Annotated in this window: 11 protein-coding genes; 6 read left to right on the forward strand and 5 right to left on the reverse strand. The window is 56.7% G+C overall.

Translation table 11 applies throughout. From position 1 onward, the window contains the following. Positions 1-55 precede the first annotated feature (55 nt). Genes VHN57_RS20460 through VHN57_RS20475 form a run of 4 tightly spaced genes read left to right on the forward strand, consistent with a single transcriptional unit; the run spans position 56 to position 8,868 of the window. Entirely contained in the window at positions 56-2,977 is a 2,922-nt protein-coding gene (locus VHN57_RS20460; protein ID WP_423285111.1) for an SNF2-related protein, read from the forward strand. After that, positions 2,974-4,923, forward strand: coding sequence for a site-specific DNA-methyltransferase (locus VHN57_RS20465; RefSeq protein ID WP_423285113.1), 1,950 nt, complete (start codon positions 2,974-2,976; stop codon positions 4,921-4,923). The genes VHN57_RS20460 and VHN57_RS20465 overlap by 4 nt, the downstream gene beginning before the upstream one ends. 14 nt (positions 4,924-4,937) lie before the next feature. Then, positions 4,938-7,841: a restriction endonuclease gene (locus VHN57_RS20470; protein ID WP_423285115.1), complete on the forward strand. Its 2,904-nt coding sequence runs from the start codon at positions 4,938-4,940 to the stop codon at positions 7,839-7,841. A 52-nt stretch (positions 7,842-7,893) separates the two neighbouring features. After that, positions 7,894-8,868, forward strand: a complete 975-nt coding sequence (locus VHN57_RS20475) for a DNA N-6-adenine-methyltransferase (protein WP_423285117.1) — start codon at positions 7,894-7,896, stop codon at positions 8,866-8,868. 5 nt (positions 8,869-8,873) lie between these two features. Here the strand turns inward: VHN57_RS20475 and VHN57_RS20480 are convergent, their stop codons facing one another. The 4 genes from VHN57_RS20480 to VHN57_RS20495 all read right to left on the reverse strand — a co-directional run bounded on the left by VHN57_RS20480 (position 8,874) and on the right by VHN57_RS20495 (position 13,060). Continuing rightward, a complete protein-coding gene (locus tag VHN57_RS20480) occupies positions 8,874-11,576 on the reverse strand; it encodes a hypothetical protein (protein ID WP_423285119.1) in 2,703 nt (900 codons plus the stop codon). Next, a complete protein-coding gene (locus VHN57_RS20485; protein ID WP_423285121.1) occupies positions 11,573-11,866 on the reverse strand; it encodes a hypothetical protein in 294 nt (97 codons plus the stop codon). The genes VHN57_RS20480 and VHN57_RS20485 overlap by 4 nt, the downstream gene beginning before the upstream one ends. A 39-nt stretch (positions 11,867-11,905) precedes the next feature. After that, on the reverse strand, positions 11,906-12,133 hold the full coding sequence (locus tag VHN57_RS20490) for a hypothetical protein (RefSeq protein ID WP_423285099.1): 228 nt from the start codon (positions 12,131-12,133) through the stop codon (positions 11,906-11,908). Positions 12,134-12,781: 648 nt separating this feature from the next. After that, the gene (locus VHN57_RS20495; protein ID WP_423285097.1) at positions 12,782-13,060 is read right to left on the reverse strand and encodes a hypothetical protein; all 279 of its coding nucleotides are present in this window, start codon (positions 13,058-13,060) and stop codon (positions 12,782-12,784) included. A gap of 80 nt (positions 13,061-13,140) precedes the next feature. Between VHN57_RS20495 and VHN57_RS20500 the strand changes: the two genes are divergently transcribed. Then, entirely contained in the window at positions 13,141-13,737 is a 597-nt protein-coding gene (locus VHN57_RS20500) for a recombinase family protein (RefSeq protein WP_423285095.1), read from the forward strand. A 342-nt stretch (positions 13,738-14,079) separates the two neighbouring features. Further along, positions 14,080-15,309 (forward strand): tyrosine-type recombinase/integrase, encoded by a 1,230-nt coding sequence (locus VHN57_RS20505; RefSeq protein ID WP_185706549.1) that lies wholly within the window; start codon positions 14,080-14,082, stop codon positions 15,307-15,309. A gap of 81 nt (positions 15,310-15,390) precedes the next feature. Here VHN57_RS20505 and VHN57_RS20510 read toward each other — a convergent pair whose 3' ends face one another. Continuing rightward, positions 15,391-15,678 (reverse strand): hypothetical protein, encoded by a 288-nt coding sequence (locus tag VHN57_RS20510; protein WP_185706551.1) that lies wholly within the window; start codon positions 15,676-15,678, stop codon positions 15,391-15,393. Positions 15,679-15,708: the final 30 nt, after the last annotated feature.

Here is a 15,708-nt window from a genome sequence, read left to right on the forward strand (position 1 = left end):
ATCGTGAAATTGCAATTAAGATGCGCTTCGCTGGCGGCGTTATGGTGTCGCCACCATGAAAGGGCAATGTTTACCTATTGATCGGATTGAGGTTATTCTCATCGCGAGCAATTGGGGGAACGATTTGCCAACCGATGTCCATAGCAAGCTCTACGCGCATGAGCTTCGTCGTCGTCACGCATCAGGCGATGCAGAAAAATTGGCCGGGACGCTGCTTGACGCGCAGGTCGATCTTAATCCCCATCAGGTCGCAGCGGCGCTTTTCGCATTTAATTCTCCTCTTTCAAAGGGGGCGATCCTTGCTGATGAGGTCGGCTTGGGAAAGACGATCGAGGCAGGCCTGCTCCTCTCTCAACGATGGAGCGAAGGCGCTCGGCGTATCTTGGTCATTACGCCAGCGAATTTGCGTAAGCAGTGGGCGCAGGAAATGGCCGAAAAATTCTTCCTGCCGACCGCGATCTTGGAAGCTTCCAGCTATAAACGGTTAGCGGCGGATGGTCTGCGCCCGTTCGAGCAGAATGCCATCATCGTATGTTCCTATCCCTTTGCCGCCCGATATGAAGAGGAGATCATGACAACGCGGTGGGACTTGGCGGTCATCGATGAAGCGCATCGACTCAGGAATGTTTATAAAAATTCTAACAAGACGGGAAAAGCCCTCAAGGGCGCGCTGGCAAATGTGCCGAAGGTGCTGCTGACTGCGACGCCGCTCCAAAATTCCCTTATGGAGCTTTATGGCCTCGTCAGCATCATTGATGATTTCGCGTTCGGGGACGCCAAAAGCTTCCGGGCGCAATATGCGCAGCGTAGCGACGCCAACTTTGACAATCTTAAGGAACGACTTGCGCCGCTTTGCCACCGCACGCTCCGACGGCAGGTGACAGAATATGTCTCTTACACCAATCGGGTGCCGTTGACCGAGGAGTTCACACCCTCCGATGCGGAGCGTCAGCTTTATGCGGACGTCTCGGAATATCTCCAGCGTGGTGAATTGCAGGCGCTGCCGTCAGCCCAGCGCACGCTCATGACGCTCGTCATGCGCAAGCTGCTGGCATCGTCGACATTCGCGATTGCAGGTATGCTCGATAGTCTGGCGGCAAAGCTTGAACGCCAACTGAAGACAGACCGATTGATCCGCAAATCTGTGTTTGCCGCCGATGTGGATCAGGAGATCGATGGCTTTCGGGAAACCCGCGAAGAATGGGGGGAGGAGCCCATCGATGATGATGCCGATTTCGAACCGGACCTTCTGACAGAGGAGCAGCGAGACGCGATCGTCTCGGAGATCGAGGAACTTCGATCCTTCGCTGATGAAGCTACCGCAATTACCCAGAATGCGAAGGGTGAGGCTCTGCTGAAGGCGCTTCGCGCAGGCTTTGCGAAGGCGCAAGGGCTGGGCTCGGCGCGCAAAGCGATCATTTTCACCGAAAGCCGCAGGACGCAGGACTATCTTGTCCGCTTGCTGGCGGCCAATGGCTATGGCGACAAGCTTCTCCTCTTCAATGGATCGAATGCTGATGCCCAGTCCGGTGCCATCTACAACGCATGGGTGGAGAAGTATCGCGGCACCGACAAGGTCACCGGCTCCCGTTCGGCAGATATGCGGGCTGCCTTGGTGGAACATTTCCGCGACTCAGCGGAGATTATGATCGCGACCGAAGCGGCGGCGGAAGGCATCAACCTCCAGTTCTGCGCCATGGTGGTAAATTATGATCTGCCATGGAATCCCCAGCGTATAGAGCAAAGAATCGGCCGCTGCCATCGCTATGGACAGAAACATGATGTCGTCGTGGTCAACTTCCTCAATCGTGAAAATGCCGCAGATCAGCGCGTTTATGAGCTTCTAAAAGAAAAATTCCAGCTTTTCGAGGGCGTTTTCGGTGCATCTGATGAAGTGCTGGGCGCGATCGGTTCGGGCGTCGATTTTGAAAAGCGCATTGCAGATATCTACCAGAACTGCCGGACAGCCGAGGACATCGAGGAAAGCTTCAAGGCCTTGAGGGCAGAAATGGAGCAGGAAATCGATGCTACCATGCAGGATACGCGCCGCACCTTGCTGGAGCATTTTGACGCCGAGGTGCATGACCGGCTGAAGGTCAATCTCGATCGCAGCAAGGAATATATGGGGCGATATGAGCGCAAGCTCTGGGCGCTGACCAAATATGAACTTGGCCGTGACGCCGCATTCGATGACGATCACCTGACCTTTACGCTCAAAATGCCGGTGGGGCCATCGCAGCCCGGCGGCTTCTTTCTCGGCAAGGCGGGTTTGGACGGGCATCGCTATCGTCTCGGCCATCCGCTCGCCCAGCACCTGCTTGATGAGGCCGCAAACCGAAACCTCCCCAACAGGCATCTGATATTCGATTATGGCAGATGGGAAGCCAGTGCGGCCGCGCTCAAACCCTTCGTAGGTTCGAGTGGCACGCTATCGGCCCGCTTGCTCTCGGTCACAGGGGCTGATGCTCAGGATCACATTGTTCTGGCTGCCGTCGCCGATAGCGGTCAATCGATTGACCCTGCGGCAGCGATGCGGCTTTTCGAGCTACCCGTGAACATCGGCAAGAGCGAGCGCGACCCAGACGACCTCGGCGACGCATTGGACACACAGTTTACGGCCATTCTCGACAGGCTCGATGCGCAGCGGGCGGACTGGTTGCAGGCCGAGATGGACAAGCTTGACGATTGGGCCGAGGACAAGCGCACCGGGTTGAAAGCTGACCTGAGAAAATATGATGACGAACTGACCGATCTGAAAAAAAGGGTCCGATTGTCAGGCTCCTTACAGGACAAACTCACGCTTCAGCGCGCCAAGCAGCAATGCGAGAAGAAGCGGGACGAGGCTTGGCGGGCCTATGACAGCGAGGCCAAGGAAATTGAAGATCGCAAGGAACATCTCCTTGACCGGGTGGCCGAGCAACTCACACAAGATACCTATACCAGTGACCTTTTCACGATAACCTTTGAGATCGTATGACCGACGCCGCCAACGAACAGCCCAACCCCTTTGATCTCAACTCTGATGATGTTGCCGCCCGCAAGCGGGACGAATTGATGCAGCTTTTCCCGGAAGCGTTCAGCGATGGAAAGATCGACTTCGGCCAGCTTCGGCGCGTTTTAGGCGAATGGGTCGATGAGGGGACTGAACGCTTCGGGCTTTCTTGGCCGGGAAAGGCCGCATGCATGAAGGTGATCCAAGCACCCGCGACAGGTGCGTTGCGGCCTGACTTAGAGGAGAGCGTTAACTTTGACGAAAGCGATAACATCTTCGTCGAAGGGGACAATCTAGAGGTTTTGAAACTTTTACAGAAGGCTTATTTTGGAAAAGTAAAAGTTATATACATCGACCCCCCTTACAATACGGGCAAAGAATTTGTTTATCCTGACAAGTATTCAGAGACGCTTGAAACTTACCTTTCATACACTGGGCAGAAGGATGATGAAGGTCGCCGCTTCTCAACCAACTCTGAATCCTCTGGAAGATTTCATAGCCGCTGGCTAAACATGATTTTTCCTAGGCTTTATATTGCCCGAAATCTCCTGAGTGACGATGGGATAATTTTTATCAGCATCGACGACAATGAGCATGCGCACCTCAAAACCCTCTGCGATCAGATATTTGGTTCTGAAAATTTTCTAGGCAGTGTTTGTCGTGCCACTGGCCAGACCACGGGTCAGGATAGTGGCGGGTTGGGAAGTTCATTTGATTATCTTCTCGTTTATGGCCGAAACCCTGAAGTCGATCTGAGCGGTCTACCTCTCACGAACAAGGACTTACTCCGCTTCGAAAACGAAGATGAGAGAGGAAAATACGCATTCGACCAGATGCGGAAAACAGGGTCCAATGACAGAAGGGAGGATCGCCCTAATTTGTTTTACCCGGTTATAAATCCGGACGGCGAAGAGACATGGCCGATAGCGTCAGCAGGGTATGAGAGCAGATGGCGCTTTGGATACGAGACTTACTCCCGACTTCGTGATGACAATTTCATAGTTTGGAAGAAGGCATTGCGCGGAGATTCCGAAATCTGGTGGCCTTATGTAAAATACTATGCGGATGGCAGAACGAAACGACCTTCTCCGCTCTGGAACGATCTGGATGGAAACAAGAAAGCTGCGCGCGATGTTCGCGCTTTATTTGGCGGGAAAAAGGTATTTGATTTCCCCAAGCCAGTTCCGATGATTCAGCGATGCATTCAAATTGCTCCAAACGCGTCGTCGTCCGACATTATACTAGATTTTTTCGCAGGATCGGCGAGCACTGCCGAGGCGGTTATGGATTTGAATGCCCGAGATGGCGGTTCGCGACGATTCATCTTGGTCCAGTTGCCCGAACCTACGGATGAGGGCAGCGAGGCTCGCGCGATCGGGATTTCCAATTTAGCCTCTTTGGCACGCCAACGCATTCGACTGGCGGCGGAAAAGATCGTTCGCGGTATCCCCGCAAATGATGGCGCTGATCTTGGGCTCAGTAAAAAGACAGATTTTGGTTTTAGGGCGTTTAACCTAGGCCAATCAGCTTTTCCTAAATGGGAAGTCGAATCGGAAGTCGAGCAGAATGATCTGCTAGACTCCATAGCCGATCACGCGTCTTATGGCGTTGACGCATCGGACGACGCTATTCTCTTTGAATTACTTTTGAAAGACGGATTTCAACTTACAGAAAGGGTCAATAAAGTCTCCATCGCTAACAGCAAGGTTTATAGTATCGCAGACGGCGCTTTGCTCATCTGTCTTGAGCGCAACCTCTCGAAAGAGATAATCGACGCTCTCGCCGACCTTGCCGAGGAAAAGGAGGCCGCGCGCGTAGTCTGCCTCGATGTAGGTTTCCAAGGAAACGACCAACTCAAAACGAATGCGGTCCAGACCTTCAAGTCCCGCCTCGGCCACGGCGAGGACGGCAGCATGTTCCGCACGGTTTGAGGGGGAGTTGGCTGATGAAGCTCAAGTTCGATCCCTCGCTGGATTATCAGCACACCGCCGTGTCTGCGGTCGCTGACCTTTTTGAGGGGCAGGCGACCGGCACCGTCGAGACGGAAACGGGTGCGGCGATCACCGATGGCCTGATCCAGACCGAGCACGGGCTGGGGAACGCTATCACCCTGTCGAACGATCAGGTTTTTGCGAACCTGCGGGCCGTGCAGGACGAGAATGAGGTCTCTTCCAAGCGGAACATCGATGCACTTGATTTTGCGGTCGAGATGGAGACGGGCACGGGCAAGACCTATGTCTACCTCCGCAGCGCCTTCGAACTCGCCTCGCGCTATGGCTTCCGCAAGTTCATCATCGTCGTGCCCTCGGTAGCGATCCGTGAGGGCGTGCTCAAGAGCCTCGAAGTCATGGGTGACCACTTCCGTGGGCTCTACAACGCGATGCCGTTCAACTACGCCGTCTATGATTCCAAGCACCCTTCGCGTGTGCGGCAGTTCGCGGGCGGGCAGCATTTGCAGTTCTTGGTGATGAACATCCAAGCCTTCATCAACGATGCGGGCGATGGTGAGACGAGCGGCAACATCATCTACCGCGACAGCGACAAGATGGGTGGACGCCCCATAGACTTCCTCTCGCAGACGAGCCCGATCGTCATCATCGACGAGCCGCAGCGCATGGACACGGACAACGCAGCAGCGGCGATCCAGCGTCTCAATCCCGCAGCGATCTTCCGCTATTCGGCCACGCACAAGGACACGCGCAACCTGCTCTTCCGGCTCGGCCCGGTCGAGGCCTTCGAGCGCCAGTTGGTGAAACGGATCGAGGTGGACAGCGTGTCCGCCGATGACCGGTCATCCGACGCCTATATCAAGTTCCTCAAGGCCGATCATACGAAGTCTCCAATCTCTGCCCAGATCGAGATTTTCAAGATGCAGGCCGGTGGGCCGAAGCGCGCAAAGGTGACGGTGAAAAAGGGAGACACCCTCTTCCAGAAGTCCAAGGAGCATCAGAGCTACACCGACCTGATGATCTCGGACATCGATGCCACCCCGGGCGCGGAGGCGCTGCACTTGCAGAACGGGCTCAAGCTTTCGCTCAACGAGGAGATGGGCGGCGCGGCAGAAGATGTCACCAAGCTGATGATCGAGCGTGCAGTCGAGCACCACCTGCGCAAAGAGCGGGAGATGAAGGGGCGCGGGATCAAGGTTCTGACCCTGTTCTTCCTCGATCGCGTGGCTGACTATCGCATCTACGGCGACAATGGCACCAGCCTCGGCCCAGTCGGCAAGTGGTTTGAGGAAGCCTACACCGAACTCGCCGAGAAGCATTACAAGGACATCGCGACCTACCCCGCCGATGCAGTGCATGACGGCTATTTCTCGAAGGACGGAAAGGGGAAGCCGAAGGACACCACCGGCAAGACGAAGGCTGATGAGGACACCTATCACCTCATCATGACTGACAAGGAACGGCTGCTCGATCCCAAGACGCCGCTGCGGTTCATCTTCAGCCACTCGGCGCTCGCGGAGGGCTGGGACAACCCGAATGTCTTCCAGATTTGCGTGCTGCAAGCGGTAGGCAGCACCATGCGTCGCCGTCAGCAGATCGGTCGCGGCCTGCGCCTTCCCGTCAACACCGATGGCGAGCGGGTGAAGGATCAGTCGATCAACCGTTTGGTGGTAATCTCGAACGAGGATTACCAGTCCTTCGCCAAGACTCTTCAATCGGAATATGAGGGGGAGAGCGGCGTGAAGTTCGGCGAAGTCGCGCGCGACGCCTTCGCCAAGATGGTCCGTGACGTCGGCGACGAGGAAGACGCCCTCGGCGTCGATGGCTCCAACGCCGTTTGGGAGGTTCTGCGCAAACAGGGCTATCTCGACAGCAAGGGCGTGGTGGACACCGACGCTTTCCGGCCTGACGACCTCACTTTCGTGTTCGAGCTTCCCGGCTATGACGACATCGCCAAGCCGGTGAAGGACGAACTGAGCCGCTATCTGATCTCTCGCCATGTCCGACCGACGCGCGACAAGCGGACGCTAAGCTTCCGCAAGCAGGTTCACATGGGGCCGGAGTTTAAGGCGCTCTGGGATCGGATCAGCCAGAAGACGCGCTACCGGGTCGAGTTCTCGACCGACGACCTCATCGCCAAGGCGGTCGAGCGGATCAAAGGTATGGAGCGCATCAGCCCGCTGGTCATCTCGTCGGAGAAGGTAGCGATGTCGATCGAGCATTCCGGCGTGGCGGCAAGCGCCGTGCTGGACCGTAAGGTGAGCACATCACGCCGCACCGGGAAGCTGCCCGACATCCTCGGCCAGCTACAGCGCGAGACCGAGCTTACCCGCAGCACGCTGGCCGAAATCTTGAAGCGGTGCGGCAAATTGGACGAGTTCATCGGGAACCCGCAGACCTTCATCCTGCATTCTGCCCGCGAGATACAGGGGGCGCTGCACGACATCATGATCGACGGGATCAAATATGAGAAGATCGACGGGGCGCATTACGAGATGGCCCGGTTCGAACAGGAGGCCGAGAAGGGCATCACCCGTTATCTCAACCGCCTGTATGAGGTGAAAAACAAGGACCGGACGCTCTACGATTTCGTGGAGTATGACAGCGAGGTCGAGCGCGATTTCGCTGCCGCGCTGGATGTGAACGAGCATGTGAAGTTCTTCTGCAAACTCCCCTCGTGGTTCATCGTGGACACGCCCGTTGGTCCCTATAATCCCGACTGGGCATTCGTCACCCAGCGCCATGAGCGGCTGTTCTTCGTCCGGGAGACCAAGAGCACGCTGGAAAGAGGGAAGCGCCGCCAGCAGGAAAATCAGAAAACCGACTGCGGGAAGAAACACTTCGAGACGCTGGGCGAGGATTACGCCGTGGTCACCGCGCTGGCCGAAGTCGATTTTTGACGAGCAGCCTTATAAATCGCGGCGTCGCCCAGCATTAAAATGTGATACAATCTTGACATTGAATTTGATCCAAGACCTTGCCGCTGCAAGACGCGAAAAAGGCTTGAGCCAGACGCAGCTTGCCGGTCTTGTCGATGCAGACCGGCAAGCCATCGCGCGCTTGGAAGGCGGGGTGGGGCCAGTCCATCTATTGCTTCGCGTGATGACGGCGCTGCATTATCATGTCTCCGGTCTTGCGAGAGGCTCGACGTTGCCGGATCAAATGAGGAACCGACGGAATGTTATGAGCCTTTCCGTCGATGAACTTGCACGGCGGGCTGGCATTTCACCAACAACGCTCATTACGCTTGAAAATGGCAGAGGCACTATCGCCCCTCTCACCAAAGTCATGGCCGTCATCCAGACATCGCGAACCGAGCGCCGAAAACCGAACCTCACGCCCTATCTCCCAGCGGTCGTTGGCGAGCGCGATTCCCGTTTCACTCCAGCAGAATTTGTGAGCATTCTCGAAATGGTCTGGGGCCGCATTGACCTCGATCCCTGTGGCCATGTCGATAGTCCGGTCCGAGCGGTGCGCAAAATCCTTCTATCTGACGGTGGTGATGGTCTCCGGGACGAATGGTCAGGTCGCTTCGTTTATGTGAATCCCCCTTTTTCCAGCATGACCAGTTGGCTCCGACGCGCCGATATGATGTGGTCATCTGGTAGCATAGAAAAGGTCGTAGCCCTTGTGCCCGCACGAACAGACAGCGCCTACTTCCATGATCGAATCGCTAAAGTCTGCGACATTGGATTTCTGCGGGGACGTATGCAATTTGCCCGCGCGTCTGGCCGAAGTGATAAGGCCAGTCGAGTGCCGTTTCCTCTGATGGTATGCGTATGGGGCGCTACACCAGAGGAAATTCAGGCCTTCGACCGTCTGTCACCTTGTCAGTGGCTCGCTAAAGCGGACGGTCGGCGGTCGCTTCAGCGCCTGACCACCGTAGTCTGTGATGATGATCATGCCGTTCCCGCGCTAATCGGGTGACTAAGTCATGCCGCTTTGCGCTGCTCCTGCGCCTTCCGTTTCTGGTTTCGGGTCAAATTGACCTCGAATCTATAGCGTAGGCCTGACATCGCGGCCGGGTTCGACATTAGCGATCGATATAGTGTGGGGTTGATCAGCAGATGGTGTTCGGTGCCGGGCTGCCGACGGAATCCCCGATTACGTCCAGCGGTTTGGTTGATCTGGTCAACATGGGTCATAACGACCAAATCCTCCCGGCCAACCCAAGCATTGAGTGCCTGAACGGTGCGGTAATGGTCCTGATCGAGCATGGTTACCACCTGCACGATCGACTGGGAGGCCAGATCATTGCGACCGCGTGCCGCTGCATGCGTCATGCCATTTTTAATGTCCCCTTTCAGCTTATTGGCGATGATCGTCCAGCCATCCAGATCATGATAGTCGCGCGTCACGTCATCGATATGTTTTGACCGGATTCCTTTCCAGCTACTCACCGACAGCGGGTCCTTGCCGAGACGTAAACGGGTTGGGCTGGTGCAAAGAATGTCGCCATCGAAAGCCTTTTCCGCAACACAGGTCGGCACAGCTTCGGTCGTTAGAAATAGCATCCTGCCCGCCAGTTTGCGATCCGGCCCTTCCATCCACCAATTCCTGCGGCCGACGAACATTCGCTCACCGTCGCAGGCATAGCGATCGCCGCGCGGAAATGGCGGATATTCGGCGGTTCTACGTAAACTAACCTCGTCGAAGGACAGGGTCATCATCTCTCGAGCAGCATGGAAATCAAAGCCCATGGTGCCACGGGCCTCGACATGTTGATCAAACGCTCGTCGTTGCTGTGCTATCCTTGGCTCAGCCCAAATGTCGCCGGACGCTTGCCCGAGGTCGTTGATCCAAGCCATCTGATCGTCGGTCAGGATGCGAACGAGATTACTGACGGAAACCTCATCGTGTATCAGGCAGGAGAGCGCCGAGCGATTTCGGGCGTCATCATCTTCAATTTCCCGGTCGAAGTAGTTCGGATCAAACAACTGCCGGGTGCGACCGAATTGACCCCATCGATGCGCCACATCATGAACGGTCATGATGACGGGCTGGCGATTGCCGACCTGTTGCCACAGATCACGATGTTGCTGCTCAAGTTCACGGCGGATATCGGGCTGCACGCGCTCAATGAGACGCCAGAGGGAGAGACCTTGCGCCATCGCCACCGCGTCTGTCAGCACTTCGCGGCCGAGTTCGCAGCAAATGTCGCTATACCACCTTGACCATGATCGCCAGACGATGGCGAAATGCTTCGATCCCGCCCAGCGTTGGTTGAAATATTCTGCCTTTTCAAGGGCATTGGTATAGTCGGCAAAAGCAAACATCGTCGGCCTTTCATCGCCGTTGATGGCCGTATCGATCCGATGAAAATCATTGATCACGGTCGTTGTTTTGCTGATTCCTTCGGGCGCGGTCAGGATGATCGGCAGGTCAGCCATGATCATGTAGCGGGGAAGGTTCGCCGCCATCAGGTCGCGCGCCGCTGCGATCTGGCCTTCAGTCAGCCCATCGGTCTGATCAAGCTCCGCGCACCAGATACGGATCATCTGACTCAAGGGCGCGGGTAGAGGCGGGCAACCACGAGCTGTTGCGAGATCGGCGTCGGTTCCTAAGAATTTGGGGGTAACAAAGCCATCACTGATATAGGTCGCGGGATTGCGATCTCGTGCGCTATTGCGAAATAGGGCGCGATGACCGTCCGCGACATGCACGAGACGAACAAAGTCGAGCCCAGTGCCATCGTAAAATTTCGCGAGGCGACGCTCGCAGTGGCGATGCTGATCGCCCGGCAGCGCCATGCCCGTGCTATAGTTGCGGGGCTCGCGAATCTGCTCCCCGACGGAAAACAGGCCGGGTGACAAAAGGAGCTTGAGGGCGCTTTGCCTCTTGGTCTCTTCCTCGAACAGAACCACCTGTCGAACGCTGCTACCCGCTGGAAAGTCAAGGATGTTGGGCTTGTCCAGTTTACGGAGGGCGTTCGGCGTGCGCCGGAATGACGTGGCGTATGACAGATGCCCATCGGGCTGAGCCTCTAAAGATGGCCGCAATACATCGAGCACTATCGGCCGCAATACTTCCCAATGCGCTTTATGCCCTCCTTGGATCGTAGAGGGGCATGGGCTGACGTGGGTGTTGAGGAATAGCTGCGTGTCGAAAGTGAGGTGGATATGCAGGCTTTTATTTCCCGACCACACGGCGGTTATCAGCCGATAGTCAGCATATTCCCGCAGTCGGTCATGCAAGATCGACAGGGCTGACGATTTGAAAGGCGGCTTCGGCAGACACCAGTCCAATTGCTCCGCGAGAAAGGCCTTTGAGTCCACATCGAACTCGAACGTGAAAATCTGCTGTGCCCCGAGGCGCAGGCGGCCCTTGGCTTCTGGCCACTTTCCGTTCGTGTTGGGCTCGGTCACGGCCAAGCTGTTGGAGAACAGAGGGAAGTGATGAACTTTCACTCGCCCGGTAGCCACATTCTCGGCATGATGGTGGTTCATCCCCGCCAGTTTTTTATATGGGGCGAGGCAGTGATACTCTCCATCACCGAACGCGCATCGCTCCAGACGCTGTTCAAGGAGAGATGTGCCACTGGCCAATCCTCGTTCGAATAGAGGCACAAAGCGGCTATCCAGCGCCTTCACCGCTGCGACCAGTTCTCGTTCGGAAACGATGTCCCGCTTGCTCACCGCTTTCCACCCATGTTCTGGCGAGGTTTCCCACATCGTTTTTTCGTCGGGATCGGATGTGCCAAAGGCACAGCAGTGGTCGGCCGCATGCCGCGATCAAGCCGACGCGAAATCCGCCGTTCGATCTCAGTATCGGAAAGTTCAGTGTTGGTTTTCTGGAGGTCTGCGCGCATAGCCTTTATCAATTGCTCGATGTTCACATCGGCGTTCTCAATCTCGTTGAGCCGTTTGAAATTACGCAGGATGTTGCGGATGGCGCTTCTGGGCGCATGGGGTGAAATGTTTCTCATAGCCCAAGGCTACTGACCTCGACCTTCCCGCCGCAATATTCACGTGCGACCATCATCGAGCAGCCCCTCCAACTCGCAGATTTCCGCCATTTCCGCTGATTGATCTCGATTCCCAGCCCGCAACTTTAACAACAAGGCTGGTTCGGCATTATGATCGGCGTTGACGATGATCCTGCCATCACGCTGCCTGCCGTCATGATGGCTGGGATACCTTGGATTCCCGTGCTCTATGGCTGTGCCGATCGGTCGCGATGCCATGATCATCACGATACCAACGCCCCAACTATGGGGATCGCAACATCAAGATCAGATGCATTTTTGTATCAGATTTTTCCGATCCGCTTTTGTGGTCATCGACGTGGATCACGGTCATCCCGATGCGGCAGCACTGTCCGAAGTGTCACCGTCTCGCTGATCGCGAACGGGCAAAATAGTGCCCTTTGCTTATAATATATAGAGATCGGGGCACTAATGCCCCCGCAAAGCGCAGCGCCCCCGGCGGGCCCCCCCGGTGGTCATGTGACACTTCGGACTGTCGATCTGATCCCAACTCCAGCACGAACATGCCGGGCCATCACATCGGCCGCGCCTGTGGCCGAGGGGTTCTCTGGGCGGATGATGTCGCGGGGATGATCGATAACTTCCCAGTCCCGATCTGCCATTCCATAAACCCGACTGTCGGAGCCCCTCCGAAGTCAGCCATTTCCGCCACTTCATCGACGCCGATTTTTGCGCTCCATATTCAGTCTCAATGGAATGGCTCGGAAAGGCGTCAGGTAACCTGACAAAAGCGCTGAGGGTCAAAACCCGATCAAAACCGAAGAGGGGTAGACCACGTTGCTTTCGAGGGCTTTCTCCGGCGCGGCGGCCCCGTTCTCCCCGTTCCGATCAAAACCCGATCAAAACTTTGCCCGGTCACCGCAGCCGCAGCCGGTCGATCTGATCAACCTCGGCCTTCCGCAGCCTATACCCCGGTTTCGACAGCGGCCGAAACGGATGGAGCGATGCCGTGGTGACGTCCCACCATTCTCGCCAGTCGTAGCCGACATCGAGATATTGGATACGTGCCCGGATCGACAGAACCTCGCCGATATGCCGGTCAATCTGGCCGCGATTATCCATCTCGCGGATCACCAGATCGCCCACCCTCAGATCGTGCAGATCATGCTCCATACGCCCTCCCACCAACGACATGGAATTATCATCGATCAGGAGAAATATCGAAGTTTTTGAAGTAGTTGATTGATTGCTGACTTCATGAGAATCTCCAGACCATGAAGCGTGTGGCGATCTATACCAGAGTCTCAACCAACGATGGCCAGACCGTCGAGAACCAGCTGCGCGAACTCAACATGGCGGCCGAACGTATGGGCTGGACCATCGTCGCCCACCATAGTGATGAAGGCATATCTGGTGCGAAAGGACGGGAGAAGCGTCCCGGTCTCGACGCCCTCCTGAAAGGCATTGCTCGCCGTGAATACGATATGGTGGCGGCGTGGTCGGTCTGCCGTCTCGGCCGATCCCTCCAGCATCTCGTCGGAATGCTCGGTGACATGACCGCACGCGGCGTCGATCTCTATCTCCATGTGCAGGCCCTCGATACCAGCACGCCGTCAGGGCGGGCCATGTTCGGGATGTTGGGAGTCTTCGCCGAGTTCGAGCGGGCGATGATCAGCGAACGGGTCCGGGCAGGCATTGCTCGATCGGGAAAGAAGGGCGGCCGTCCGCCGGTTGACCCGGTCAAGGTCGACAAGATCAAGCGCGCCCTGATCAGAGGTGTCAGCATCAACGAAACGGCGCGGAAGCATCGGGTCGGCGTTGCTACGGTCCACCGGATCAAGGTCTCGATGGCCGAACCGATCGCCGCTTAACCATCGGCGACCACGATCGCCGCTGACGCTGTCGAACCACCCTCACTTCATCAACATCGTCACCATGGAGATCGAGCATGACATCACGCTCCGATGACGCCCCTTCGTCCGCACCAGATCGGCCCGACGATCATGACGGGGGTGCGGTTCCTCTTCTGGGCACCACTGTCGCCTCTGGATTCGTCCAGAGGCGTCCAGTAAGCGGCTGGTTTCACAGCATTTTCCGATAGAGAATCGCCAGACACCGTCCGGCGAAATCCGGCTAAGGGCAACAGCAGCGACCACAAAATGTGGTTCTTTTTGTTGCCCTCGGATCGACCCGGCCTTGCTGGGAAAACGACCATGCTGACGTACATCCAGATCAATGCCGCGAAGCCCAGAGAGAAGGCTTGGAACCTCTCCGATTCCCAAGGCCTTTATCTCGTCATCCAGCCGAACGGTTCGAAGCTATGGCGCTTCAACTATCGTTTTCTGGACAAACAGAAGAAGCTTCATCTCGGCGGCTGGCCAACAACCAGCCTCGCAGATGCGCGTGTCCGACGCGACGAAGCCAAGAAGAAGATTGCTGAAGGGATCGATCCGGCGCTTGAGAAAAAGCGCGCGAGGATCGCCGCCAAGTATGCCGCGGCAAACACTTTCGAGGCGGTGGCGGAGGAATGGCTCGTCAAATGCGAGCGAGACGGCCTCGCCCCGGTGACCGTAGACAAAATCCGCTGGCTGCTCGCCAAGGCCTACCCGGTCATCGGCAGCATTCCGATTGCCCAGATCACTCCGCACGAGGCGCTTGCGGTCCTGCGCAAGGTAGAGGCGACCGGCGCCTTTGAAAGCGCACGGCGCATGCGAAGTGTCCTTAGCCGCGTCTTCCGCTATGGCGTCGCGACGGTGCGATGCGACAAGGATGTTGCCGCCGACCTGCGTGGTGCAATCGCCTCGCCAAAGGTCAAGCATTTCGCCGCCATCACCAAGCCGTCGGAGGTCGGTGCGCTGCTACGGGCCATCGACGGATACAGCGGTCACAAGGTGACGGTGATGGCGCTGCGTTTGTCCCCACACGTGCTCCTACGTCCTGGCGAGCTAAGGCAGGCGGAGTGGGCCGATATCGACTTCGAGGAGGCCATCTGGTTTATTCCGGCGGAACGCATGAAAATGCGAAGGCCGCACCGGGTGCCGCTGTCACGGCAGGTGATCGACATGCTCCAGGAACTTCACGAGCACACGCACTGGTGGAAATATCTGTTCCCGTGCCTCGGTAAACCGCGGAAGCCGATGTCGGAAAACGCCGTCAATCAGGGCTTGCGCAATCTCGGCTACACGAGCGATCAGATGACGGCGCACGGATTCCGGGCGATGGCCGCCACTCTTCTCAACGAGAGGGGCGAATGGAACCCCGATGCGATCGAGCGGCAACTCGCGCATGTCGACACCAACCAGGTGCGACGGGCTTACGCCCGAGGCGAGTATTGGGACGAACGCGTACAGATGATGCAGAGTTGGTCGGATTATCTCGACGAACTGCGGGACGGCGGCAAGATTCTCCGCCCCACCTTCCCAACGGCCCGGCGCGCGGTCTGAATTTCGCCCGACGCGCTGGTGGTCTGAGGATCGCTAGCGTGTTCCGCAATACGAGTGCATCTTGGGAAAGAAATCATCTATTTAACGGCGTAAACGCTTGTCATTTGCCGCTACTTTCTGACGATAATGTTTGAGGGCGCCTCGCGTATTGCTCAAAGGCGTTGTTCCAAGAGCGCCGGTCATCATTTTGGTCTGTAGCTCGATCATGGCGCGAACTTTTTCCGACATCATCAATTCGGCTTCGACGCTTGCGTCAGCACCGCCCACCGCGAGCTTTGCGAGCCTCATTGTTATCACCGTTCCCGCCTCCGCACCTAGCATCCAGAAATCAAATCCGGTTCTCATCCATGCGTTGTAGCTCGTGGTCATCTACTGGCTCCTGCCTGGCGGTTGAGATTG

The sequence above is a fragment of the Sphingobium salicis subsp. salicis genome (genome assembly GCF_049472635.1).
GTDB lineage: Bacteria > Pseudomonadota > Alphaproteobacteria > Sphingomonadales > Sphingomonadaceae > Sphingobium > Sphingobium yanoikuyae_A.

Bases quoted from the DNA above. Each gene is read 5' to 3' on its own strand.
- VHN57_RS20460 (WP_423285111.1), top strand. From the start codon at position 56: ATGAAAGGGCAATGTTTACCTATTGATCGGATTGAGGTTATTCTCATC.
- VHN57_RS20465 (WP_423285113.1), top strand. From the start codon at position 2,974: ATGACCGACGCCGCCAACGAACAGCCCAACCCCTTTGATCTCAACTCT.
- VHN57_RS20470 (WP_423285115.1), top strand. From the start codon at position 4,938: ATGAAGCTCAAGTTCGATCCCTCGCTGGATTATCAGCACACCGCCGTG.
- VHN57_RS20485 (WP_423285121.1), bottom strand. From the start codon at position 11,866: ATGAGAAACATTTCACCCCATGCGCCCAGAAGCGCCATCCGCAACATC.
- VHN57_RS20495 (WP_423285097.1), bottom strand. From the start codon at position 13,060: ATGTCGTTGGTGGGAGGGCGTATGGAGCATGATCTGCACGATCTGAGG.
- VHN57_RS20500 (WP_423285095.1), top strand. From the start codon at position 13,141: ATGAAGCGTGTGGCGATCTATACCAGAGTCTCAACCAACGATGGCCAG.
- VHN57_RS20505 (WP_185706549.1), top strand. From the start codon at position 14,080: ATGCTGACGTACATCCAGATCAATGCCGCGAAGCCCAGAGAGAAGGCT.
- VHN57_RS20510 (WP_185706551.1), bottom strand. From the start codon at position 15,678: ATGACCACGAGCTACAACGCATGGATGAGAACCGGATTTGATTTCTGG.